Origin of the sequence: Pseudomonas sp. W3I7 (genome assembly GCF_030816095.1) — a bacterium.
Lineage (GTDB): Bacteria > Pseudomonadota > Gammaproteobacteria > Pseudomonadales > Pseudomonadaceae > Aquipseudomonas > Aquipseudomonas salomonii.
Genome location: NZ_JAUSXP010000001.1, coordinates 1 through 23,603 on the forward strand (window position 1 = coordinate 1; position 23,603 = coordinate 23,603).

Consider the following 23,603-nt stretch of genomic DNA (forward strand, 5'->3'; position numbering starts at 1 on the left):
GGCGGCAACGAACGGCGCGGATATCTTCAACATTGACCACAACCGCCCACAGCGCGACAAAAACCAGTTGTTCGCACAGGGCAGCGCGTCAAAGAGCTGGTATGACATCCGTCAGAAAGGTATCTACGGCACGTGGCGTGTGAAAGTCCTGGACCCGCTGACCTTGATTCTCGGGGCCCGCAGCAGTTGGTATGACTATTCCTACGTAGGTCAGGATGGGGTTGGCGGTGTGTACAACGCCCCCGAGGCCAGCAGCACGCAAACGTCCGGAAAGGTCACGCCCTATGCTGGCCTGGTCTATGCGTTAAACGAGCAGTGGTCGGCCTACGCCAGTTATGCCGATGCATTTGAACCGCAGACCAACCTGACGACCTCCGGGTCCATACTCAAGCCTATCGAAGGCAAAAACTACGAGCTGGGCATCAAGGGCGAACTGGCCGGCGGTCGCCTCAACACCTCGTTTGCGATCTTCCGTTACGACCAGAAAAACCGTGGCGTGCAGGACCTGCAAGGGCCGATGAATTGCAATGGCTGGTATTGCTCGGTCGCCTCGGGCGAAGTCCGTAGTCAAGGCTTTGAAGCCACGTTGAGCGGCGAAGTGCTGCCCGGCCTGCAACTGGCCTCCAGTTACACCTACAACACCACCAAGTTCCTCAAGGACAACACCTACGAAGGCAAAATCTTCAGCACCTGGACACCCAAGCACTTGCTCAAGGTCTGGGGTGATTACCAGTTGCCGGGCGATTGGCAGCAGTTCAGCGTCGGTGCCGGCGTGACCGCGCAAAGCAGCACCGAAGCCTACGACCGCACCTTCAGTGTGCCGGGTAATGCCCTGTGGGATTCGCGGGTGGCCTACAAGATCAATCAGGAATTCACCGTGGCGGCGAACCTGAACAATATGTTCGACAAAAAGTATTACATCCCGGCCTACAACGCGAACTGGGGCAGCAACTACTACGGCGACCCACGCAATGTGATGTTCACCATGACCTACACCCCACAGTTCTGAGCCATTACGCATAGCCGCGAGCAAGCCCCACTTTTGATCCGCAGTGCCCTGAAGGTTTTGGCCAGACAAAAAAATGCCCCGCACGTGGCGGGGCATTTTTATGGGCGTGGCTTACAGGCCGTCGAGCATCGCCTTGTTACGCACAGCACCCTTGTCGGCACTGGTGGCCAACAGGGCGTAGGCTTTCAGCGCGGTGGTGACTTTGCGCGGACGCTTCTCCACCGGCTTCCAGCCTTTCTTGTCCTGCTCGACGCGGCGCGCGGCCAATTCTTCGTCGCTGATCAGCAGGTTGATCGAGCGGTTCGGAATGTCGATCAGCACCTTGTCGCCATCCTGTACCAGACCGATCGCGCCGCCGGCAGCAGCTTCCGGCGAGGCGTGGCCGATGGACAGGCCCGAAGTACCGCCAGAGAAACGCCCGTCGGTCAGCAAGGCGCAGGCTTTGCCCAGGCCCTTGGATTTCAGGTAGGACGTCGGGTAGAGCATCTCCTGCATACCCGGGCCGCCTTTCGGGCCTTCGTAGCGGATGATCACGATGTCGCCTTCTTTCACTTCGTCGGCGAGGATGCCGCGCACTGAGCTGTCCTGGCTTTCGTAGATCTTGGCGCGGCCTTCGAACACGTGGATGGATTCATCCACACCGGCGGTTTTCACCACACAGCCGTCGAGGGCAATGTTGCCATACAGCACGGCCAGGCCGCCTTCTTGCGAGTAGGCGTGCTCGACACTGCGGATGCAGCCGTTTTCACGGTCGTCGTCGAGGGTTTCCCAACGGGTCGACTGGCTGAACGCGGTCTGGGTCGGAATGCCCGCCGGGCCGGCCTTGAAGAAGTGATGCACCGCTTCGTCGTCAGTCTGGGTGATGTCCCACTTGGCGATGCCTTCGGCCAGGGATTTGCTGTGCACGGTCGGCAGGTCGGTGTGCAACAGACCGCCACGGGCCAGCGAGCCGAGGATCGAGAAGATCCCGCCGGCGCGGTGCACGTCTTCCATGTGGTACTTCTGGATATTCGGCGCGACTTTGCACAGTTGCGGCACGTTGCGGGACAGGCGGTCGATGTCGCGCAGGTCGAAGTCGATCTCGGCTTCTTGCGCCGCGGCCAGCAAGTGCAGGATGGTGTTGGTGGAACCGCCCATGGCGATGTCCAGGGTCATGGCGTTTTCGAACGCCTTGAAGTTGGCGATGTTGCGCGGCAACACCGACTCATCGTTTTCGGTGTAGTAACGCTTGCACAGCTCGACGATGGTGCGGCCGGCCTGCAGGAACAGCTGTTCGCGGTCGCTGTGGGTGGCCAGCGTGGAGCCGTTGCCCGGCAAGGCCAGGCCCAGGGCTTCCACCAGGCAGTTCATCGAGTTGGCGGTGAACATGCCGGAGCACGAACCGCAGGTCGGGCAGGCGCTGCGCTCGTATTCCGCGACCTTCTCGTCAGAAGCGCTGGAATCGGCGGCGATGACCATGGCGTCGACCAGGTCGAGGCCGTGGGAAGCGAGCTTGGTTTTGCCGGCTTCCATCGGGCCGCCGGAGACGAAGATCACCGGGATGTTCAGGCGCAGGGCGGCCATCAACATGCCAGGGGTGATCTTGTCGCAGTTGGAAATGCACACGATGGCGTCGGCGCAGTGGGCGTTGACCATGTATTCCACGGAGTCGGCGATGATCTCGCGGCTCGGCAGGGAATACAGCATGCCGTCATGGCCCATGGCGATGCCGTCATCCACGGCGATGGTGTTGAATTCCTTGGCGACGCCACCGGCGCGTTCGATCTCGCGGGCGACCAGTTGGCCCAGGTCCTTGAGGTGGACATGGCCCGGTACGAACTGGGTGAACGAGTTGGCAATCGCGATGATCGGCTTCTTGAAGTCGTCATCTTTCATCCCCGTGGCACGCCACAGTGCGCGGGCGCCGGCCATGTTGCGGCCATGGGTGGATGTTTTCGAGCGGTAATCTGGCATGGAGCACTCCGGGCGGCTAATCAGGTAACTACTAATCAGGTACTACTGGGGAGTGAGCTTCTATTGACGTCTGGAGCACCCGAAAAATGGCCGTGGTGTCCAAAAGTTGCCACTCGCGTCGCGGGATCGCCGCTTGCTTGGGCCTTGAGCTCATAAACCCGCCGGGGGATGACTGGCGATGAATAGGCCGATTCTACACCGCTGGTGGCTGGAGGGAATGACCGTCTGTGGCGAGGGCGCTTACTCCCGCTCAGTGGCAAACCGGTTCGGGCACGTTTGGGGGCGCTTCGCACCCCGGCGCAAGCAAGCTTGCTCGCCACAGTGGAGGGCGCTAACGCCCGGTTCGCGCATTCGCCCACCAGCCCCACAGGCTGAAAACCATGAAGCTTGCGGCGATGGTCGTCAGCAAGTGCGTACCGGTTTGAGCGAGTGCGGCGCTGCTGACGGCGGCGGTCAGGAACATGATGCTGTTGCCAGCCGATGCGGCCGTGCCTGCGCTGCTTGAGAACAACAGCATTGCCGCCGAGATGGCAGCCGGTCGAACCAGCGTCACGGCCAGGGCGCTGATCAACATCGGGATCAACAAGGTAATGGTGGTGATGGCTTCAAAGCAGATGATCAGCAGGAGCAACGCCCCCGCGACCAGCAATAAACCGAGGCCGATGTTGATCTGCCGGGACAGTGAAATGCGCTTTTGCAGATACGAAGCCGCCACGCCGCCGAGCAAATAGGCCACGCCGTACACCATCAACACCAGGGCGTACTGGTATTCGGAGAGTTTCAGCGCATCCATGAAAATCAACGGCGTCACGCTGATCAGCGCGAAGTAGCAGGCGAACACCAGTGCGGCGATCCACCAGTAGCGCAGGAAGTTTTTATTGCGGGCGACGGCTTTCAGCGTGCCAATGATCGACACCGGCGCGCGGTACGGGCCGGCGGACCTGGAGGGCAAGATGCACAACGCATGGATCAACATGCCCAGCGCCATCGCCGCAAAGCCGTAGAAGCTGCCTTGCCAGTCGAAGGTGGTTTGCAGCCAGGAGCCGATCAGCGGCGAGAGCGCCACAAATGAACCGCTCAGGGTCATGTAATACAGGCGTACGCGGGCGCGGTCCTGCTCTTCGAACAGGTCTTCGACCAGTGCATGGCCCAGTACGAAAAAGCCGCAGCCCATGGCCTGCACGCAGCGAAACAACAGGAAGGTCAGGTAGTCGGACGCGAACGCGCAACCCATCGCGCCGAGGATCGACAGCGTAATGCAGCCGATCAGCACTTCCTTGCGGCCCCATTTATCCGACAGCGGGCCTGCAATCAATTGGGAAATTGAAAACACCAGCGTGAACAAACTGATCGACAGTGCGATTTCTGCGGTAGGTGTGTCGAACCTGGCAGCCAGCGCGGGAAACGAGGGCAGCAGAATGTTAATCGGGAAGAAGCTGATCAGGGAAATGCAGGTGATGAGAATGAAGCGGGAGAGGTAGGGCCCAGACATTGTTTTTGTTTTCCGGAGTAATTCCAGAAACCGATACTAGTCTGCGAAATGTGGAATTCAATCAAAACCGTTGAAGTACGGCTTGCGCCGGAAAAATGTGGGAGCGGGCTTGCCCGCGATGGCTGAGTGTCAGTCAACAAACTCATCAACAGGTCCACCGCTATCGCAGGCAAGCCAGCTCCCACATTTAATCTGCGTGTTACTTAGCTATTAGGCAACAACCGGCACGTAATGCTCTTGATATAGCGCGTCTCGGCAATCGCCGGGTGCACCGGATGGTCCGGGCCCTGGCCGCCGCGTTCGAGCATCTGGATATTGCGGTCCAGGTGGCGGGCGCTGGTCAGCAGGATGTTCTGCAGGTCATCTTCCGGCAGGTGCATCGAGCAAGAGGCGCTGACCAGGATGCCGTCCTTGCTGAGCAGGCGCATGGCTTGCTCGTTCAGGCGGCGGTAGGCGCCTTCGCCGTTTTTCATGTCTTTTTTGCGTTTGATGAAGGCCGGTGGGTCGGCGACGATCACGTCGAAGCGTTCTTCGCTGGCTTTCAGTTCCTTCAGGGCTTCGAACACGTCGCCTTCGATGCAGGTCATCTTCTCGGCAACACCGTTCAGCGCAGCGTTGCGCTCTACGCCGTCGAGGGCGAAGGCCGAGGCGTCGACGCAGAACACTTCACTGGCACCGAACGCTGCAGCTTGCACGCCCCAGCCGCCGATGTAGCTGTACAGGTCGAGTACGCGTTTGCCTTTGGCATACGGAGCCAGGCGGGCGCGGTTCATGCGGTGGTCGTAGAACCAGCCGGTTTTCTGGCCCTGGATCACAGGGGCTTCGAATTTCACGCCGTTTTCTTCCAGCGCAACCCACTCCGGCACCAGGCCGAACACGGTTTCGACGTAGCGGTTGAGGCCTTCGGCGTCGCGCGCGGCGGAGTCGTTCTTGAACAGGATGCCGCTTGGCTTGAGCACTTGGGTCAACGCGGCGATCACGTCTTCCTTATGGGCTTCCATGGTTGCCGAGGCGATCTGCACCACCAGGATGTCGCCGAAACGGTCGACCACCAGGCCCGGCAACAGGTCGGAATCACCGTAGACCAGGCGGTAGAACGGCTTGTCGAACAGGCGGTCACGCAGGGACAGGGCGACGTTGATGCGGTGCACCAGCAGCGATTTATCCAGCGGCAACTTGATGTCGCGCGACAGCAGACGGGCGCAGATCAAGTTGTTCGGGCTCATGGCCACGATGCCCAGCGTCTTGCCGCCGGCCGCTTCCAGGATAGCCTGGTCGCCTGCCTGGAAGCCGTGAAGTGGGGTGGCGGCCACGTCGATTTCGTTGCTGTAGACCCACAGGTGGCCGTTGCGCAAACGACGATCGGCGTTGGCTTTGAGACGCAGGCTTGGCAGGGACATGACGTCGCTCCGGAAAAAAGAGCGGGAGTATACCTGTTGCGCAGATGTTCATGTGGGAGCTGGCTTGCCTGCGATGCCGACGACTCGGTGTATCTGACGTACGGTGGTGATGCTTTCGCAGGCAAGCCAGCTCCCACATTTGATCTCATTTCAATCCGGTTTTTGAGGTGTCGGTCAGGTTCCCATAGAGGTTAGAATTCACGCCTAGTCCAGAGTGTGTATTTATGTCCCCAGAGCTTTCCGCCGAGCAGATCCAACAGGCCCTGCAAGGCATCAGCGTGCCGCCTCAACCGCAAATCATGGTGGATTTGCAGATGGAGCAGTACATGCCCGACCCGGACCTGGAAGTGATCGCGCGGTTGATCTCCCAGGACCCGGGCCTGTCCGGCGCGCTGCTGAAGATCGTCAACTCGCCGTATTACGGCCTGAGCAACAAGATCGCCTCGATCCAGCGCGCGGTGAACCTGCTGGGCAGTCGCTCGGTCATCAACCTGATCAACGCGCAGTCGATCAAGGGCGAGATGAGCGACGACACCATCGTTACCCTCAACCGCTTCTGGGACACCGCCCAGGACGTGGCCATGACCTGCCTGACCCTGGCCAAGCGCACCGGCTCACAAACAGTCGACGAGGCCTATGCCTTGGGCCTGTTCCACGATTGCGGCGTGCCGCTGATGCTCAAGCGCTTCCCCAATTACATGGCGGTGCTGGAGCAGGCTTACGCCAATGCCGGCCCGGATTGCCGGGTGGTCGACACCGAGAACAACGCGTTCAACACCAACCATGCCGTAGTGGGTTACTACACCGCCAAATCCTGGCGCCTGCCGGAGCATGTGACCGACGCGATCGCCAACCACCACAATGCCCTGGCGATTTTCAGCGATGAGTCATCGCGCAACCCGCAACTTAAAAACCTGCTGGCGATCCTCAAGATGGCCGAGCACATCTGCTCGTCCTGCCGCGTGCTGGGTAACCAGTCGACGGACCATGAGTGGGACGCCATCGGCCATCTGGTGCTGGATTACGTGGGCCTGTCGGACTACGACTTTGAAAGCATGAAGCTGTCCATTCGCGAACTGGGCGCCCACTGACCCTTTAATCAAGAGGTACACATGCCCGAGTTACCCGAAGTCGAAACGACCCGTCGTGGGATTGCGCCGCATTTGGAAGGCCAACGCGTCAGCCGTGTGGTGGTGCGTGAGCGGCGCCTGCGCTGGCCGATCCCGGAAGACCTGGATGTGCGCCTGTCGGGGCAGCGCATCGTGCTGGTGGAGCGGCGGGCCAAGTACCTGTTGATCAATGCTGAAGTGGGCACTTTGATCAGCCATTTGGGGATGTCGGGCAATTTGCGCTTGGTGGAAGTAGGCTTGCCGGCGCTCAAGCATGAGCACGTGGATATCGAGCTGGAGTCTGGCCTGGCGCTGCGCTACACCGACCCTCGGCGTTTCGGCGCGATGCTCTGGAGCCAGGACCCGCACAACCACGAACTGCTGCTGCGCCTGGGGCCGGAGCCGTTGACCGACCTGTTTGACGGCGAGCGTCTGTTTCAGCTCTCGCGTGGCAAGTCGATGGCGGTGAAGCCGTTCATCATGGACAACGCGGTGGTGGTGGGCGTGGGCAATATCTACGCGACGGAAGCGTTGTTTGCGGCGGGGATTGATCCGCGTCGGGCTGCGGGCGGTATCTCACGCGGGCGCTACTTGAAGCTGGCGATCGAGATCAAGCGCGTGCTGGCAGCGGCCATCGAGCGGGGCGGCACTACGTTGCGGGACTTTATCGGCGGCGACGGGCAACCGGGGTATTTCCAGCAGGAGCTGTACGTCTACGGCCGGGGCGGCGAGGCGTGCAAGGTCTGTGGGAGCGAGTTGCGCAATGTGGTGCTGGGGCAGCGGGCGAGTGTGTTTTGCCCCAAGTGCCAGAGCTGATTGCTGGGTGAAGGCTGATATCGCTATCGCAGGCAAGCCAGCTCCCACATTTGAATGTATTCACAGCTCTAAATGTGGGAGCTGGCTTGCCTGCGATGAGGCCTTTACAGGCAATAAATAACTTCAGGCCTTGCCGGTAATCAACCGGTACTTCTCCATCAACTGCTCTTGCGTTTCCGGATGGGCCTCATCCAGCGGAATGCAATCCACCGGGCACACTTGCTGGCACTGAGGTTCGTCGTAGTGGCCGACGCACTGGGTGCACAGGTTGGGGTCGATCACGTAGATCTCTTCGCCCTGGGAAATCGCAGCGTTCGGGCACTCGGGTTCGCAGACGTCGCAGTTGATGCAATCGTCGGTGATGATCAAGGACATGGAAACTCCTGCCAGGGCTGTCAGCCAGGGCATCTGAAAACTAATGCGCGCAATTGTGCCGCATTGGCGCCCGCAGTGCGAGCGTGTGGCAAGCCCGAATGTCGGTCGTTGCCTCTGTGGCGAGGGAGCTTGCTCCCGTTGGGGTGCGCAGCGGCCCCGCTTTGCTCGAAACCCTTGGGACTGCTGCGCAGTCCAGCGGGAGCAAGCTCCCTCGCCACAAAGAGCCTTACTTCTTGAAGCGCAGGGTCAGCGCATCGGCCACGGCGGGATGCACAAACTTGGTGATATCTCCGCCCAAAGCGGCAATTTCACGCACCAACGTCGAGGAAATGAACGAGTAACGCTCAGACGGCGTGAGGAACAGGCTTTCCACGTCCGGCGCCAGTTGGCGGTTCATGTTGGCCAGCTGGAATTCGTATTCGAAATCCGACACCGCGCGCAGGCCACGCAGGAACACATTGGCGTTCTGCTCTTTGGCGAAGTGCGCGAGCAACGTGGAAAAGCCCACCACTTCCACGTTGGGCAGGTGCTTGGTGACCTCCTGCGCCAGCTCCACGCGCTGTTCCAGGGGAAACAGCGGGTTTTTCTTGGGGCTGGCCGCGACCGCGATGATCACATGGTCGAACAAGCGAGACGCACGTTCGACCAGATCGCCATGGCCTTTGGTAATCGGGTCGAAGGTTCCTGGGTACAACACTCGGTTCATCGCGTCGTCCTGGCGGAGTCCGTTGGGGAACCGGATGGTATCGCAGCATGCCCGGTGGGCCAAGTCGACTTATGTAGATAGATACCGTGAATACCCGGTTTTTTCATGCCGTTTTCAGACGTTCGGCCAATGCCGTCGCCAGTTGCGCAGTCAGCCCGTACACCGATAATTGCGGGTTGGCGCCAATGCTGGTGGGGAACAGCGAGCCGTCGTGGATCGACAGGTTACGCAATTGATGATGGCGACCGAGGCTGTCGGCCACCGCGTTTTTCGGGTCTTCGCCCATGGCGCAACCGCCCATCACATGGGCGCTGCCCAGCGTGGTGCGGTGCAGTTCCAGGCTCAGGCCATCGATCAGGCTGCGTGCCTCGGCCAGGGTCTTTACGTAGCGTGCATCGTGATGCAGAGGCTTGACCGACTTGGCGCCCGCCGCGAACTGAATCTCGGCCATGGTATGAAACGCACGGCGCAGGCCGTCCCAGGCGTAGTCCGAGACCTGATAGTCGAGCACCGGCGTGCCGTCGCCACGTAATTCCACCGTGCCACCAGGGCTGTCGGGGTGAAAACCGTCGCGCAGCAGGGCGAGCATGGCGTGGGTGTGGGGCAACTGGCTCATGTCCAGCGCGTTTGCGGTGCCGTAGCCACCGAACAGGGTGCTGGCCAGGCCAGGATGCAGCGGCGGCGCCTCCAGCTTGTAGGACATTTTGCCGGTGGTGCCGTCCTGCCACTGGAAGTGGTCGGAATAGATCGACTGCGGCGCACCATAGAACGGGTTGATCACCTCGTCGAACTGCCCGGCGGAGAAATTCACCAAATGCAGGAAGGTACGCTTGCCCAGCCGCGAATGCGGGTCGGGCGCGCTCGAGCGCATCAACAGCGCCGGGCTATTGATGCCGCCGCCCGCCAGCACGTAATGCTTGGCCTTGATCGTGATTTTGCGCCCGGTAGGCGCCACGCAACGCTCATCCATGGCCACGCATTCGAGGCTACTGATGGTGTCGCCGCTGTATTTCAGGTGCTCGGCGCGGGCCAGGTAGAGCAGTTCGCCGCCCTTTTCCAGCGTGGAGGGAATGGTGGTCACCAGCATCGATTGCTTGGCGTTGACCGGGCACCCCATGCCGCAATAACCCAGGTTGAAGCAGCCTCGCACGTTGCGTGGGATCACGTGCCAGCTATAGCCGAGCTTTTCGCAGCCTTTGCGGATCACATCATTGTTGGCATTCGGTGGAATGGCCCAGGGGGCGATGCCCAGGCGTTGTTCCATCTTTTCGAACCATGGCGCCATCTCGGCGCTGCTGTGGCCTTTGACCGCGTATTCACTGGCCCAGTGGGCGAGGGTGGCGTCGGGCGTGCGAAAGCTCGAGGTCCAGTTGATCAGCGTGGTGCCGCCGACGGCACGGCCCTGCAGGATAGTAATCGCGCCGTCCTTGCTCATGCGGCCGATGCCTTCCTGATAGAGGCTGGCGTAGGCTTCGTCTTCGAGCAGCTTGAAGTCGCTGCTGGTCTTGAGCGGGCCTTCTTCGATCAGCAGCACTTTGTAGCCCGCAGCACTGAGGATCTCGGCGGTGGTGCCGCCACCCGCGCCACTGCCGATGATGGCCACATCGGCTTCCAGGGTCAGGTCATTGCTGAGGGCGGCGCCATTGTGGGTTTTCCAGCCACGGGCCAGGCCATCGCGGAACAGATCGGGTACGGGCATAGAAGTGCACTCTTATTTTTATACGAAGTTGCATTCAGTGTGGGAGCTGGCTTGCCTGCGATAGCGGTCTGCCTGCCGATAGATTCATCGCTGATCCACCGCTATCGCAGGCAAGCCAGCTCCCACATGTTTGATTGGGCTGTCAGCGCTAGATCCTGGGTGGGCCGGGGTAGCCGCAATGCGCCCAGGATTGCGGCCGGAAGTACCAGGCCATGATCACCAGCTTGAGCAGCGAGCCCTGGCCCATGCGCAGCAGGTTCAGGTAGCTGTTTTCCCAGCGGTGCAGGAAGTTGCGGATCTGATCGCTGCTGGCGTTTTCCCAACTGCCCCAGATGCCGGTCAACGGGCCACGGGTGATGCCCATGCTCAGCACGTCGAACAGCTGCTGGGTGAGCTTGAACATCTCCGGCGACAGGTTTTGCAGGCTGTAGTCGAGTTTTTTCAAGGTGTCTTCGATGCCGGCGACCACGTCCTGGGCGCTGGCCGCGCCTTCGAGCAGCACCGGGATGATTGCGCGCAAAAACGGCAAATCACTGCTGCGCAGCATGGCAAAGCCACTGGCCGGGGTACTGCTGGAACAGCCGCTGAGGCTGGCCCCCAAGCCGGCGGTGGCCAGGAACGCACTGGCGCACAGGCCGATTTTCAGGACGCCGCGCCGTGACAGCGCAGGTGGTTCAGTCAGGCTAGGGTTCATTCTTATTGTTATCCCGAGGGTGGCGGAGTCAGCGAATAAACAGCTTCTGGATCAGTTTCTGGATGGCTTTGCCGTAAGGCGGGTAGATCAGTTTTGCCGCGTTCAGGCGCTGTTTGACCAGCACACCCTTGGCCTTGCTGAACGTGAGGAAACCTTCATGGCCGTGGTAATGGCCCATGCCCGACGGGCCGATACCGCCAAAGGGCATGTCGTCCTGGGCCACATGCAGCAGCGTGTCGTTGAGGCAAACACCGCCGGAATGGGTTTCGTGGAGCACGCGGTTCTGTTCGCCCTTGTTGTAGCCGAAGTAATACAGGGCCAGTGGGCGAGGGCGCTGGTTGATGTAGGCAAACGCTTGGTCGATACCGCGATAAGGCACGATAGGCAGCAGCGGGCCGAAGATTTCATCCTGCATCACCGTCATCTCGTCGCTGACATTCAGCAACACGCTATGGGCCATACGCCGTGCCTGGCCTTGGTCATACAGCGCAATCAGGGTGGCGCCCTTGTCAGTGGCGTCTTTGACGTAGGCATTGAGCCGGGCCTGTTGCCGCTCATTGATGATGGCGGTGTAGTCCGGGTTGTCGGCCAGTGTCGGATAAAACCCGCGAACGGCGTTGCTGTAGGCCTCGACGAAACCGTCAACGCGGTCTTCCGGCACCAGCACGTAGTCGGGTGCCACACAGGTTTGCCCGGCATTCAGGCATTTGCCGAAGGCGATGCGCTCGGCGGCGTCCTTGAGTGGCACATCGGCGGAAACAATGGCCGGCGACTTGCCGCCCAGTTCCAGGGTGACCGGTGTCAGGTGCTCGGCGGCAGCGCGCATCACATGCTTGCCGATGCTGGTGGCGCCAGTGAACAGCAGGTGGTCGAAGCGCAGTTTGGAAAATGCCATGCCCACTTCGGCTTCGCCCAGCACCACGCACACCAGGTCCTCGGGGAAAATCTTCGCCAGCAGCGCCTTAAGCAGTTCGCCCGTGGCGGGCGTGGATTCGCTGAGTTTGAGCATGACCCGGTTTCCCGCCGCCAAAGCCCCGACCAACGGGCCAATGGCCAGGTACAACGGGTAGTTCCAGGGCACAATCACCCCGACCACACCCAGCGGCTGGTAGATGACTTTGGCTGAGGCCGGTTGGAAGGCAATGCCTACCGCGCGCCGGGAAGGTTTCATCCAGCCTTTGAGGTGTTTGCTGGCGTAGTGAATGCCATGCAGGCTGGGCATCAATTCGGCGAACAGCGTTTCGTCTGCGCTGCGGTGGCTGAAGTCCTGGCTGATGGCATTGATCAGTGCCTGTCTTTCGTCGCTGAGCACATCGCGTAAGGCCTTTAGCCATTGCTGGCGTTGCGCAGCGGGCGGCATCGGGTTGGCCGCGTAGGCGTGACGTTGGGCGTCGAACAGGTCCTGGAGATGATCCAGCGCCTGGGAATCTTGCAGGTAGGCAACGTTGGCAGACATGGTGCAGTTCCCGATTGTTATAGGTCTGCCTGGATTTTTAGAGTCATTACTCTAAATTGTCAAATGTCATTGCAGCAACATGCGGATTTATCCTGACAAGGATAGGCCGTAAGATGCCCCATCCCGTGTTCAGAAGCTGATCCCCTATGGCACCACGAGTAAAGACCAGCGAGCGCATTGTGCAAACCAGCCTGGAGCTTTTTAACCAGCAGGGTGAGCGCAGCGTCAGTACCAACCATATCGCCGCCCATATGGAAATTTCCCCGGGCAACCTGTACTACCACTTCCCCAACAAGCAGGCGATCATCGCCGTGCTGTTTCGTGAGTACGAAGCGTTGGTGGACAGTTTTCTGCGCCCGCCCCAGGGCCGCGCCGTCACCGTCGAAGACAAGCGCTTTTACCTGCAGGCCGTGCTGGCCGGCATGTGGCGTTATCGCTTCCTGCATCGGGACCTCGAACACCTGCTGGAAAGCGACCCGGAACTGGCCACCGGCTACCGGCGGTTTTCCCAGCGCTGCCTGATCCAGGGCGGGGCCATTTACCAAGGGTTTGTCGACGCCGGCATCCTCAATATGGACCCGGTGCAAACCGAGGCCCTGACCCTCAATGCCTGGATCATCCTCACCTCGTGGGTGCGGTTTCTGTGCACCACCAATGAGAACTCAGCACACTTGAGCGCCGAAGCGATCAAGCGTGGTGTGTATCAGGTGCTGGTGCTGGAGGCGGGGTTTGTCACGCCGCAGGCGAAAGAGGCCGTGGATGCGCTGTTTAAAGAGTTTTACGTGCCGTTGAACCAGGCACTGGAAGAAGTGAAGTAGGACCTATCCCGAATCTGTTCACAGGAGCCCGTCATGCCGCTTGCCCAACTGATCAGCCCCCAGCAATTGGCCGAACGCCAGAAGGCCACGGGGCTTGTGATCCTGGATTGTCGTTTTGCCCTCGAAGACCCGGACTACGGGCTGTGCAGCTATGCCGAAGGGCATATCGAAGGCGCGCAATATGCCGACCTGGAGCGCCACCTCAGTGGGCCGGTGACCAAAGGCGTGACCGGTCGCCACCCGTTACCGGCGGCGGACACTTTGGTTGCGCAACTGCGGGCCTGGGGCATCCATGCCAACACCGACATCGTCCTGTACGACGACGGCCCCGGCGCCTATGCCGCCCGCGCCTGGTGGTTGCTGGCCTGGCTGGGTAAGCGCGACGGTGTGTTTATCCTGGACGGTGGCCTCAAGGCCTGGCACGCCGCCGGTTTCCCGTTGAGCCTCGATGCGCCGGTGGTTGAGCCGGGAACGTTTGCCGGTAAGCCGGACAACCGCCTGCTGCTGGATGCCGAGCATTTGCAAAAACGCTTGGGCGAACCGGGCCTGACCTTGATCGACGCCCGCGCCCAGGCGCGTTTTCGCGGCGAAGTGGAGCCGATTGACCCGATTGCCGGGCACATTCCCGGCGCGCAATGTGCGGCGTTCAACGAAAACCTGGGCAGTGACGGCCGCTTCCTGCCGGCCGATCAGCTTAAACAGCGCTTCGCCGCGCAGTTGCAGGGCCGCTCACCGGATGAACTGGTGGCGTATTGCGGTTCGGGCGTGACGGCGTGCCACAACTTGTTTGCCTTGAGTTTGGCGGGTTACCCGTTGGGCAAGTTGTATGCGGGGTCGTGGAGTGAGTGGATTACCGATCCAGCGCGGGAAATTGCAACCGGCGACTGATTTATCGGCCATGTGACCCCAATCAAACTGTGGGAGCTGGCTTGTGTGGGAGCTGGCTTGCCTGCGATGAGGGAGTGTCAGTCAGCTAATTATTGGCTGACACACCGCTATCGCAGGCAAGCCAGCTCCCACAGTTTTAACCATGTTGTGTCAGTAACCATTGCGGAATACGGCGCTCCAGGTAGTAACTGGGGCGCTTGAGCGTGCCATCCACAAACCCCACATGCCCACCCTTGGCCAACAACTCAAACTCGGTGCAATCCGACAGTTCACTGGCCTCCGGCAAACTGTGGGCGAACACAAACGGGTCGTCGGCGGCCTGGATAATCAGGGTTGGCGTGCGGATTCCACCCAGGTAGTAACGGCTCGAGGCGCGGCGGTAATAGTCCTCGGCGCTGAGGAACCCGTGCAGCGGCGCGGTCACCCGGCCGTCGAAGTCCCAGAACGTGCGCATTTTCTCCAATGAGCCAAGGGCTTCCAGGGTTTTCAGCCCTTCGGCCCTGCCATCCTGCACAAAGCGGCTTTGCTTGACGCGGATATACGCCAACATCTCGCGCATGAAATGCTTCTGATACACCCGCGAAAAACCCAGCCCGATGCGATCGGCGCACTGGTCCAGTCGAAACGGCACCGACACTGCCGCTGCGCCTTGCAGCCCGGACGTTTCACCGGTTTCGCCCAAGTGCTTGAGCAGCACATTACCGCCCAACGAATAACCCACCGCGTACAACGGCGCCAAGGGGCGCTTGGCCCGCAGATGGGCAATTGCCGCTGCCAGGTCTTCACTGGCACCGGAGTGATAGCTGCGTGCCAACAGGTTTGGCTCGCCCGAGCACCCACGCCAATTCAAGGCGGCGCTGGCCCAGCCTTGGGCGGCGAGGGCTTTTTGCAGCCCGGCCACGTAGGGCGAGTTGGACGAGCCGGTCAGCCCGTGCAGCACCAGCACCAACGGCGCTTGCGCGTCATGTGGGCCGTGCCAGTCGAGGTCGAGAAAGTCGCCGTCATCCAGCCAGAGGCGTTCGCGTTGGCGTTCGATATGGGTGGTGGGGCGCCACAGTGGCCCCCACAGGGTTTGCAAGTGAGGGTTGCCGAGGCCGAAGGCGGGTTTGAACAGTTCAGAAGACGGGATCATGAAACTCTCGGTAGCAGCGAACTCACTGTGGCGAGCGAGCTTGCTCGCGCTGGGCTGCGTAGCAGCCCCATCAGGAACACTGCATTTATTCAGTCAGAACACTATTGCAGGTTTTGGGGCTGCTTCGCAGCCCAGCGGGAGCAAGCTCCCTCGCCACAGATGAAACCGGATCAGGCGGTAGTTTCGACCAACCGATGCCACAACGCGTAATACACCCGACCGGACTTCTGCTCCCGGTGCAGGCGCCAGCTGCCCGGCAGGCCGAGGGTAGACGGGGCGGTCTCGCTTTCAGTGTAGATCCACGCATCGGGTGCCAGCCACTGGCGTTCTTCCAGCAACGCACACACCGTCGGCAACAGGTTCTGGTTGAACGGCGGGTCGAGGAACACCACGTCGTATTCGCTGGCCGCCTGGGTTTCCAGGTAGCGCAGCGCATCCGCGGTCTGCACCTGGCCGGTGGTGCAGCGCAGTGTGCCCAAGTGTTCCTTGAGGCTGGACACCGCCACATTGCTGGCATCCAGCGCCTGGCCCTGGGCCGCGCCACGGGACAGCGCTTCCAGGAACAGCGCGCCACTGCCGGCGAACGGGTCCAGTACCTTGGCGCCGCCGATATACGGCGCGAGCCAGTTGAACAGTGTTTCACGCACGCGATCCGGCGTTGGGCGCAGGCCCACGACGTCGGGGAAACTCAGCTTGCGGCTGCCCCATTCACCGCCAATGATGCGCAGTTGGCCCACACCGTTATGCACGTTGTGGACAGGTTTTTTCGGGCGAGATGAACTGGCCATTAATGCTCCGGAACCCCGAGCGGCTGCTCGGCGGGTTTATCAGTGGGGGGCGGTAGTGGCTTTTGCGCAATCGTCGGGCCGGCGGTCACGATGACCATCTTGTCGGCGCTCAAGTGTTTATTCATTGCAGCCTTGACCTGCTCTACAGTCAGGGCCTGGGATTGTTTCATGAAATCCTCAAGATAGCTCAGCGGCAGGTTATAGAAACCCATGGCGCCCAGTTGCCCGACGATATCCGCGTTGCTCGCGGTGGACAGCGGGAAGCTGCCGGCCAGCTCACGCTTGGCGTCGTCCAGTTCCTTTTGCGTCGGGCCGGTCTTGAGGTAGTCGGCCAGCACGTCTTCAACCAGGCGCAGGGTGCCGCCGCTCATTTCGGCGCGGGTCTGCAGGTTGATCATGAACGGGCCACGCACCTGCATCGGCGAGAAACCGGAGTAAACGCCGTAGGTCAGGCCGCGTTTCTCACGCACTTCGCTCATCAAGCGGGTGCCGAAACCGCCGCCGCCGAGGATCTGGTTGCCCAGGGACAAAGCGGCGTAGTCCGGGTCGGCGCGGTCGATGCCCAGTTGCGCGAACAGCAAATGGGTTTGCTTGGACGGGAACTCGATATGGCTCAGGCCAGCTTTCGGCTCGGTCGGCTGGGCGATCTTGGCCAGGGCCGGGCCTTTGGGCAGCGATGCGGAGACCTTGGCCGTCATGGCTTCAGCCTCGGCGCGAGTCAGATCGCCCACCACGGCAATCACCGCATTGCCCGCCGCATAAGCCTTGGCGTGGAACGCCTGCAACTGCGCCAGGGTAATCGCCGGGATGCTCTCGGGCGTGCCTTCGCTCGGGTGCGCGTAAGGGTGGTCGCCGTACAAACGCTTGAACAGCTCAAGGCTGGCCAGTTTGCCGGGGTTCTGTTTCTGATATTCAAAACCGGCAAGAATCTGGTTCTTGATGCGCGCCAGGGAGTCGGCCGGGAAAGTCGGCTTGCCGATCACCTGATCAAACAGCGCCAGGGCCGCGTCGCGCTTGCCGCTGTCACTCAGGCTGCGCAGGGACACCAACGCCATGTCGCGAAAAGCGCCGTTGCCGAAGTCGGCGCCCAGGCCTTCAAAGCCGCTGGCGATCTGGCTGACATCCTTGCCCGGTATGCCTTCGTTGAGCATGGCGTTGGTCAGCAGCGCCACGCCGGGCGTGTTGCCGTCCTGGCTGCTGCCGGCGGCGAACAGGATGCGCATGTCGAACATCGGCAGTTCGTGGGCCTCGACGAACAGCACCTTGGCGCCTTCGGCGGTGGTCCAGGTTTGCACGTCGAGCTTGCGGTTGGTCGGCGCCTTGCCGTCCAGTTCTGCCAAAGATTGCAGTGTGTTGGCCGATTGCGCCTTGTCCAGGGCCTGGCTGGCCACGGATTCACTCGGGCGCAGGAAGTACACGGCGCTGGCGGCGATCAGGGTGACGACGACCAGGCCGGGGAAGATCAGGCGGCTGCTTTTGCGATTACTCATGAGCGGTCTCCTCGGGCAAAACATGGGCGACGCTCAAACGTTCGCGGGTGAAATAAGTACGTGCGGCTTTCTGGATATCTTCCGGGGTCACGCTTTGCAGGTCGGCAAGCTCGGTGTCCATGAGTTTCCAGGACAGGCCGACGGTTTCCAGCGAGCCGATGGCCGTGGCCTGGCTGGTGATGGAATCACGTTGGTAAACCACACCGGCAATCACTTGGGCGCGGATACGCTCCAGTTCTTCGGTGGTCGGCGGCTTGGCTTTCAACTCATCCAGCAGGCGCCACAAGCCGGCTTCGGCCTGGGCAATGGTCTTTTTCTTCTGCTGGTTCGGTGTGGCGCTCAATGTGAAGAGGCTGTCACCACGGGTATAGGCGTCGTAACTGGTGGAGGCGCCGGAAACCAGCTCTTCACCGCGCTCCAGTTGTTCCGAGATACGCGCGCTGTAGCCGCCATCGAGCAGGGCAGAGAGCAGGCGCAGGGCTTGCACCGAGCGTTTGTCTTCGGCAGTCGCCAGGCCCGGCACGTTGAAACCGAGGATCACGCTCGGCAGTTGGGTCTGCACGTGCAGGGTCAGCAAGCGCTCGCCAGGCTCGGCCAGTTCCAGTGGGATCTTGGCCGGTGGCACGTCACGCTTGGGGATCGGGCCGAAGTAGCGCTGGGCGAGTTTCTTGACCTCGTCCGGCGTCACATCGCCGACCACCACCAGCGTGGCGTTGTTCGGCACATACCAGGACTGGTACCAGTGGCGCAGTTCTTCAACCTTCATGCGCTCAAGGTCAGCCATCCAGCCGATGGTCGGCGTGTGGTAACCGCTGGCCGGGTAGGCCATCGCCTTAAAACGTTCATAAGCCTTGGACATCGGGTTGTCGTCGGTACGCAGGCGGCGTTCTTCCTTGATTACCTCGATTTCGCGGCTGAACTCATCGGCCGGCAGGCGCAGGCTTGCCATGCGGTCGGCTTCCAACTCGAAAGCGACGCCCAGGCGGTCACGGGCCAGTACCTGGTAGTACGCGGTGTAATCGTCGCTGGTGAAGGCGTTTTCTTCGGCGCCCAGGTCGCGCAGGATCAGCGAGGCTTCGCCGGGGCCGACTTTGGCGCTGCCCTTGAACATCATGTGTTCCAGGGCGTGGGACAAACCGGTCTGGCCCGGGGTTTCGTAGCTTGAGCCGACCTTGTACCAGACCTGGGAAACCACCACCGGCGCACGATGGTCTTCGCGCACGACCACTTTAAGGCCGTTATCGAGGGTGAATTCATGGGTGGGTTGTGGGTCGGCAGCCAAGGCTGAAAGAGGCAGACAAACTGTGCTGAGCAGCAGGCCTGCGGCGCGGCGGGCTAGAGCAATCATTCGTGTTTTAACCTGTTGGGCTACCCGCTTGGTCTTAGCCTAGGCGGGCGAGGAGGTGCTAGGATACTGATCCGATTTGGACAGGGCCACTGTGGCGGTCATCTTGTCCCGGTTTCAGTCGTAGGAATGTAGGAGTTGGCGCTGGGTTTCCCCGACGATCTCCTGCTTTTCGCCGATTTTGTCGCTTCAGTCCATTATTGAAACGATTTGTTGAGGCCTTTAATTTACGCCTTACAAAATGTTGCGCATGAACAAGCGAGCGTTAACGCAGTCTGTTCTGCATCGAATTTATTTACCGAGGCGCCCTGGCGCATCGCTACTTTGAGATAGCCGTCCTCCATGTTTGGTTCCAACGACGACAAGAAGAGCCCAGCTGCGGCTGGCGAGAAAAAAGGCCTGTTCGGATGGCTGCGCAAAAAGCCGCAGGAAACCGTCGTCGAACAGCCACAGGTTCAGCCTGAGCCGATTCCAGAACCCGTCATAGACGCTGAGCCGCCCGCGCCGGTGGTGTTGCCGATGGCCGAGCCGGTGTTGCAACCGGTGGTCGAGGAGCAACCTGCGCCTGAGCCCGAGCACACGCCGTGGCTGGAACTGCCGGTGGCTGAAGAGCCTGTGGCACTGGTTGAAGATGTACAGGCCGAGCACGTCACGCCGCCGATTCCTGTGGTCGTTGAGCCGGTTGCAGTGGTAGTCGAAGCGCCTGCGCCCGTCATTGTTGAGCCGGAGCTTGCGCCTGTTGTAGTTGCCGCTCCCGCCATTATCGAGCCGCCGGTCACCCCGGAGCCTGTTGTGGCGCCTGCTGAAACCAGCAAAACCGGGTTCTTCGCCCCGCCTCAAGCAAGGCCTGAGCAAAACCAGCGCCAGCATCGGCGAAGGCATGGCCAGCCTGTTCCTGGGCAAGAAGGTCATCGATGACGAATTGCTGGAAGACATCGAAACCCGTCTGCTCACCGCCGACGTGGGCGTTGAAGCCACTGCTGTGATCATCCAGAGCCTGACCCAGAAGGTTGCGCGCAAGCAGCTGACCGACGCCGATGCGCTCTACAAGTCCCTGCAGGCCGAACTGGCTGCGATGCTTAAACCTGTAGAAGCGCCGCTGGTGATCACGCCGAACAAGCCGTTCGTGATTCTGGTGGTCGGCGTCAACGGCGCCGGCAAAACCACCACCATCGGCAAGCTGGCCAAAAAGCTGCAGTCCGAAGGCAAGAAAGTCATGCTCGCCGCCGGCGACACCTTCCGCGCCGCTGCCGTGGAGCAGCTGCAGGTCTGGGGTGAGCGCAACAAGATACCGGTGATCGCCCAGCACACGGGCGCCGATTCCGCCTCGGTGATCTTCGATGCCGTACAAGCTGCCAAGGCCCGTAACATCGACGTGTTGATCGCTGATACTGCCGGTCGCCTGCACACCAAAGACAACTTGATGGAAGAGCTGAAGAAAGTGCGCCGCGTGATCGGCAAGCTCGACCCCGACGCCCCGCACGAAGTGCTGCTGGTGCTCGACGCCGGTACCGGCCAGAACGCTATCAGCCAGGCCAAGCAATTCAACCAGACGGTGCAACTGACCGGCCTGGCATTGACTAAGCTCGACGGCACGGCCAAAGGCGGCGTGATCTTCGCCCTGGCCAAACAGTTCGGGTTGCCGATTCGTTATATCGGTGTCGGTGAAGGTATCGACGACCTGCGCACCTTTGAAGCCGAACCCTTTGTACAGGCACTTTTCGCCGAGCGGGAGCGTTCATGATTCGATTCGAACAGGTCGGTAAACGCTACGCCAACGGGCATGTGGGCTTGCATGAGCTGAGCTTTCGAGTACGGCGTGGCGAGTTTCTGTTTGTAACCGGCCACTCGGGCGCCGGTAAAAGTACGCTGCTGCGGCTGTTGCTGGCGATGGAGCGCCCGACCACCGGCAAGCTGCTGCTGGCCGGCCAGGACCTGGCGACCATCAGCAATGCGCAGATTCCGTTCCTGCGCCGCCAGATCGGCGTGGTGTTCCAGAACCACCAGTTGCTGTTCGATCGCACGGTGTTCAACAACATTGCCTTGCCGTTGCAGATTCTCGGCCTGTCCAAGGCTGAAATCGTCAAACGCGTGGATTCGGCCCTGGAGCGCGTGGCGCTGTCGGACAAGACCGACCTGTACCCAGGCGACCTGTCCACCGGCCAGCAACAGCGTGTCGGCATCGCCCGCGCCATCGTCCACCGCCCGGCCTTGCTGCTGGCGGACGAACCTACCGGTAACCTTGACCCGCGTCTGGCGGCTGAGATCATGGGCGTGTTCGAAGACATCAACCGCCTGGGTACCAGCGTATTGATCGCCAGTCATGACCTGGCACTGATCGCCCGCATGCGCCACCGCATGCTGACCTTGCAACGCGGCCGCCTGATCGGCGACGGGGAGGCTGGCGTATGAGTGCGACTCGCAGCCCCAAGGTTTCCGAGCGTGTGGCGCCAAAAGCCGCCGACCCGCAACCGCCGAAGAAAAAACGCGACGAAGATGATGGCCCGGATTTCGCCACGCTGCTGCGCGCCTGGATCGAAAGCCATCGCGCCAGCTTGCTCGACAGCCTGCGCCGCCTGGGCAAACAGCCGATCGGCAGCTTTTTCACCTGCCTGGTAATGGCCGTGGCACTGAGCCTGCCGATGGGTTTGTCGCTGCTGCTTAATAATGTGGAGCGCCTGGGCGGTTCCTGGCAGCGCGCGGCGCAGATTTCGCTGTACCTGGAACTCGACACCAGCGCCAAAGAGGGCGAGAGCCTGCGCGACGACATCAAGAACCTGCCGGGTGTGGCGGAGGCCGAATACATCAGCCGCGATCAGGCCCTTGAAGAGTTCCAGCAGCAATCGGGCCTGGGTGAGGCGCTCAAAGAGCTGCCGCAGAACCCGCTGCCGGGCGTGGTGCTGGTGACGCCGAACGAAGTCGACAAGCCGGCGCTTGAGGCCCTGCGACAAAAACTCGCAGAGATGCCCAAGGTGCAACAGGCACAACTTGATCTAGTCTGGGTGGAGCGCCTGGCGGCGATTCTCAAGCTGGGCGACCGGTTTGTGTTCGGTCTGACGGTGTTGTTGGTGTCTGCATTACTTTTGGTGATAGGTAATACCATTCGTCTTCATATTGAAAACCGCCGCACCGAGATAGAAGTGATTAAACTGGTCGGCGGCACAGACAGCTATGTGCGTAGGCCCTTTCTGTACATGGGCGCGCTTTATGGCTTTGGTGCCGGGATTTTGTCCTGGGGCGTGCTGGCTTTTGGCTTGAACTGGCTGAACGACGCGGTTGTCGGGCTGGCCGGCTTGTACGGCAGCGATTTTGCCTTGGCCGGCGTACCGGGTCGCCGACGGTCTGAGTCTCTTGCTTGGCGCCGTCTTGTTGGGGTATATCGGTGCTTGGATTGCGGTCGCTCGTCATTTACGTGAGCTGGCACCGAAGTAGTTAATGTCAGATTAATGTGGTTTCGTTTGTATTGACCGTATTGGTGGTTTAGGGAACTTGTCCTACGGTTCCCGGTCAATTTTCGCAGTGCTGAACTGCACGAGTTATGTGAGTCGGAGGTTTTTTCGTATGACCACTTCTTTGCAACCTGCTTATGCTCTGGTCCCAGGTGCGAACCTGGAGGCCTATGTGCACACGGTCAACAGCATTCCATTGCTGACGCCCGAGCAGGAGCGTGAACTGGCCGAGAGTCTCTACTATGAGCAGGATTTGGGGGCGGCTCGGCAGATGGTGCTCGCCCACCTGCGTTTTGTCGTACATATCGCCCGTAGCTATAGCGGCTACGGCCTGGCCCAGGCTGACCTGATTCAGGAAGGCAACGTCGGCCTGATGAAGGCTGTAAAGCGCTTCAACCCTGAGATGGGCGTGCGCCTGGTGTCGTTTGCCGTGCACTGGATCAAGGCGGAAATCCACGAGTTCATCCTGCGCAACTGGCGCATCGTGAAAGTCGCGACCACCAAGGCCCAGCGCAAACTGTTCTTTAACCTGCGCAGCCAGAAAAAACGCCTGGCGTGGCTGAACAACGAGGAAGTCCACCGTGTGGCCGAAAGCCTCGGCGTGGAACCGCGTGAAGTGCGCGAGATGGAAAGTCGCCTGACCGGCCATGATATGGCCTTCGACCCGGCCGCTGAAGCGGACGACGACAGCGCCTTCCAATCGCCGGCCAACTACCTGGAAGACCACCGGTACGACCCGGCGCGTCAACTGGAAGACGCCGACTGGAGCGACAACTCCAACCAGAACCTGCACGAAGCGCTGGAAGTGCTGGACGACCGCAGCCGTGACATCCTCTATCAGCGCTGGTTGGCTGAAGAAAAAGCCACGCTGCACGACCTGGCGCAGAAGTACAACGTGTCGGCCGAGCGGATTCGTCAGCTTGAGAAAAGCGCGATGAACAAGCTGAAGTTGTCGATCGCCGCTTAAACTGTGGATATTGAAAA

At 60.8% G+C, this 23,603-nt stretch carries 19 protein-coding genes and 2 pseudogenes; 9 read left to right on the forward strand and 12 right to left on the reverse strand.

What is annotated here, in order from left to right:
• The coding region (locus QF043_RS00005) for a TonB-dependent siderophore receptor (protein WP_307417112.1) at positions 1-1,009 on the forward strand (1,009 nt) is incomplete at its 5' end.
• Between the two features lie 111 nt (positions 1,010-1,120).
• On the opposite strand, the gene ilvD is transcribed toward QF043_RS00005, so the two are convergent.
• The 3 genes from ilvD to QF043_RS00020 form a co-directional block, all read right to left on the reverse strand.
• Positions 1,121-2,962, reverse strand: coding sequence for a dihydroxy-acid dehydratase (ilvD, locus tag QF043_RS00010; protein WP_099488424.1), 1,842 nt, complete (start codon positions 2,960-2,962; stop codon positions 1,121-1,123).
• Positions 2,963-3,293: 331 nt separating this feature from the next.
• Complete coding sequence (locus tag QF043_RS00015) at positions 3,294-4,454, reverse strand: MFS transporter (protein ID WP_307417114.1); 1,161 nt, start codon at positions 4,452-4,454, stop codon at positions 3,294-3,296.
• Positions 4,455-4,657: 203 nt separating this feature from the next.
• Positions 4,658-5,854: a class I SAM-dependent rRNA methyltransferase gene (locus QF043_RS00020; RefSeq protein WP_003213799.1), complete on the reverse strand. Its 1,197-nt coding sequence runs from the start codon at positions 5,852-5,854 to the stop codon at positions 4,658-4,660.
• 278 nt (positions 5,855-6,132) lie between these two features.
• On the opposite strand from QF043_RS00020, the gene QF043_RS00025 reads away from it, so the two are divergent.
• A complete protein-coding gene (locus QF043_RS00025) occupies positions 6,133-6,945 on the forward strand; it encodes an HDOD domain-containing protein (RefSeq protein WP_307421285.1) in 813 nt (270 codons plus the stop codon).
• 21 nt (positions 6,946-6,966) lie between these two features.
• Positions 6,967-7,779, forward strand: a complete 813-nt coding sequence (gene mutM / locus QF043_RS00030) for a bifunctional DNA-formamidopyrimidine glycosylase/DNA-(apurinic or apyrimidinic site) lyase (protein WP_017139476.1) — start codon at positions 6,967-6,969, stop codon at positions 7,777-7,779.
• Positions 7,780-7,902: 123 nt separating this feature from the next.
• On the opposite strand, the gene QF043_RS00035 is transcribed toward mutM, so the two are convergent.
• From QF043_RS00035 to QF043_RS00055, 5 genes are all read right to left on the reverse strand, one after another.
• A complete protein-coding gene (locus QF043_RS00035; protein WP_038444187.1) occupies positions 7,903-8,154 on the reverse strand; it encodes a YfhL family 4Fe-4S dicluster ferredoxin in 252 nt (83 codons plus the stop codon).
• A gap of 226 nt (positions 8,155-8,380) precedes the next feature.
• On the reverse strand, positions 8,381-8,860 hold the full coding sequence (gene coaD, locus QF043_RS00040; RefSeq protein WP_003195136.1) for a pantetheine-phosphate adenylyltransferase: 480 nt from the start codon (positions 8,858-8,860) through the stop codon (positions 8,381-8,383).
• Between the two features lie 103 nt (positions 8,861-8,963).
• Positions 8,964-10,559, reverse strand: a complete 1,596-nt coding sequence (locus QF043_RS00045; RefSeq protein ID WP_307417116.1) for a GMC family oxidoreductase — start codon at positions 10,557-10,559, stop codon at positions 8,964-8,966.
• Positions 10,560-10,707: 148 nt separating this feature from the next.
• Positions 10,708-11,253 carry a twin-arginine translocation pathway signal protein gene (locus QF043_RS00050; RefSeq protein WP_307417117.1) on the reverse strand — a complete coding sequence of 182 codons (546 nt, stop codon included), beginning with the start codon at positions 11,251-11,253 and terminating at the stop codon, positions 10,708-10,710.
• Between the two features lie 28 nt (positions 11,254-11,281).
• The gene (locus QF043_RS00055) at positions 11,282-12,709 is read right to left on the reverse strand and encodes a coniferyl aldehyde dehydrogenase (protein ID WP_307417118.1); all 1,428 of its coding nucleotides are present in this window, start codon (positions 12,707-12,709) and stop codon (positions 11,282-11,284) included.
• Positions 12,710-12,855: 146 nt separating this feature from the next.
• Here QF043_RS00055 and QF043_RS00060 point away from each other — a divergent pair, with 146 nt between their 5' ends.
• Together QF043_RS00060 and QF043_RS00065 are read left to right on the forward strand one after the other, a co-directional pair.
• Entirely contained in the window at positions 12,856-13,527 is a 672-nt protein-coding gene (locus tag QF043_RS00060) for a TetR/AcrR family transcriptional regulator (RefSeq protein WP_025859550.1), read from the forward strand.
• A gap of 33 nt (positions 13,528-13,560) precedes the next feature.
• On the forward strand, positions 13,561-14,415 hold the full coding sequence (locus tag QF043_RS00065) for a sulfurtransferase (protein WP_307417119.1): 855 nt from the start codon (positions 13,561-13,563) through the stop codon (positions 14,413-14,415).
• 136 nt (positions 14,416-14,551) lie between these two features.
• Here the strand turns inward: QF043_RS00065 and QF043_RS00070 are convergent, their stop codons facing one another.
• The 4 genes from QF043_RS00070 to QF043_RS00085 form a co-directional block, all read right to left on the reverse strand.
• Entirely contained in the window at positions 14,552-15,547 is a 996-nt protein-coding gene (locus tag QF043_RS00070; protein ID WP_307417120.1) for a hydrolase, read from the reverse strand.
• 170 nt (positions 15,548-15,717) lie between these two features.
• On the reverse strand, positions 15,718-16,335 hold the full coding sequence (gene rsmD / locus QF043_RS00075; RefSeq protein ID WP_138813451.1) for a 16S rRNA (guanine(966)-N(2))-methyltransferase RsmD: 618 nt from the start codon (positions 16,333-16,335) through the stop codon (positions 15,718-15,720).
• Positions 16,335-17,825, reverse strand: coding sequence for a pitrilysin family protein (locus tag QF043_RS00080; protein ID WP_307417122.1), 1,491 nt, complete (start codon positions 17,823-17,825; stop codon positions 16,335-16,337). The genes rsmD and QF043_RS00080 overlap by 1 nt, the downstream gene beginning before the upstream one ends.
• Positions 17,818-19,173: a pitrilysin family protein gene (locus QF043_RS00085; protein WP_065912227.1), complete on the reverse strand. Its 1,356-nt coding sequence runs from the start codon at positions 19,171-19,173 to the stop codon at positions 17,818-17,820. The genes QF043_RS00080 and QF043_RS00085 overlap by 8 nt, the downstream gene beginning before the upstream one ends.
• Before the next feature lie 339 nt (positions 19,174-19,512).
• Between QF043_RS00085 and ftsY the strand changes: the two are divergent.
• From ftsY to rpoH, 4 genes and pseudogenes are all read left to right on the forward strand, one after another.
• Positions 19,513-20,914, forward strand: a pseudogene (gene ftsY, locus QF043_RS00090) (signal recognition particle-docking protein FtsY).
• Positions 20,911-21,582, forward strand: a complete 672-nt coding sequence (ftsE, locus tag QF043_RS00095; protein WP_003213784.1) for a cell division ATP-binding protein FtsE — start codon at positions 20,911-20,913, stop codon at positions 21,580-21,582. The pseudogene ftsY and the gene ftsE overlap by 4 nt, the downstream one beginning before the upstream one ends.
• Positions 21,579-22,602: pseudogene (gene ftsX, locus QF043_RS00100) on the forward strand (permease-like cell division protein FtsX). Before ftsE ends, ftsX begins: the two are co-directional and overlap by 4 nt.
• Before the next feature lie 129 nt (positions 22,603-22,731).
• Positions 22,732-23,586, forward strand: a complete 855-nt coding sequence (rpoH, locus tag QF043_RS00105; protein ID WP_017139465.1) for an RNA polymerase sigma factor RpoH — start codon at positions 22,732-22,734, stop codon at positions 23,584-23,586.
• Positions 23,587-23,603 lie beyond the last annotated feature (17 nt).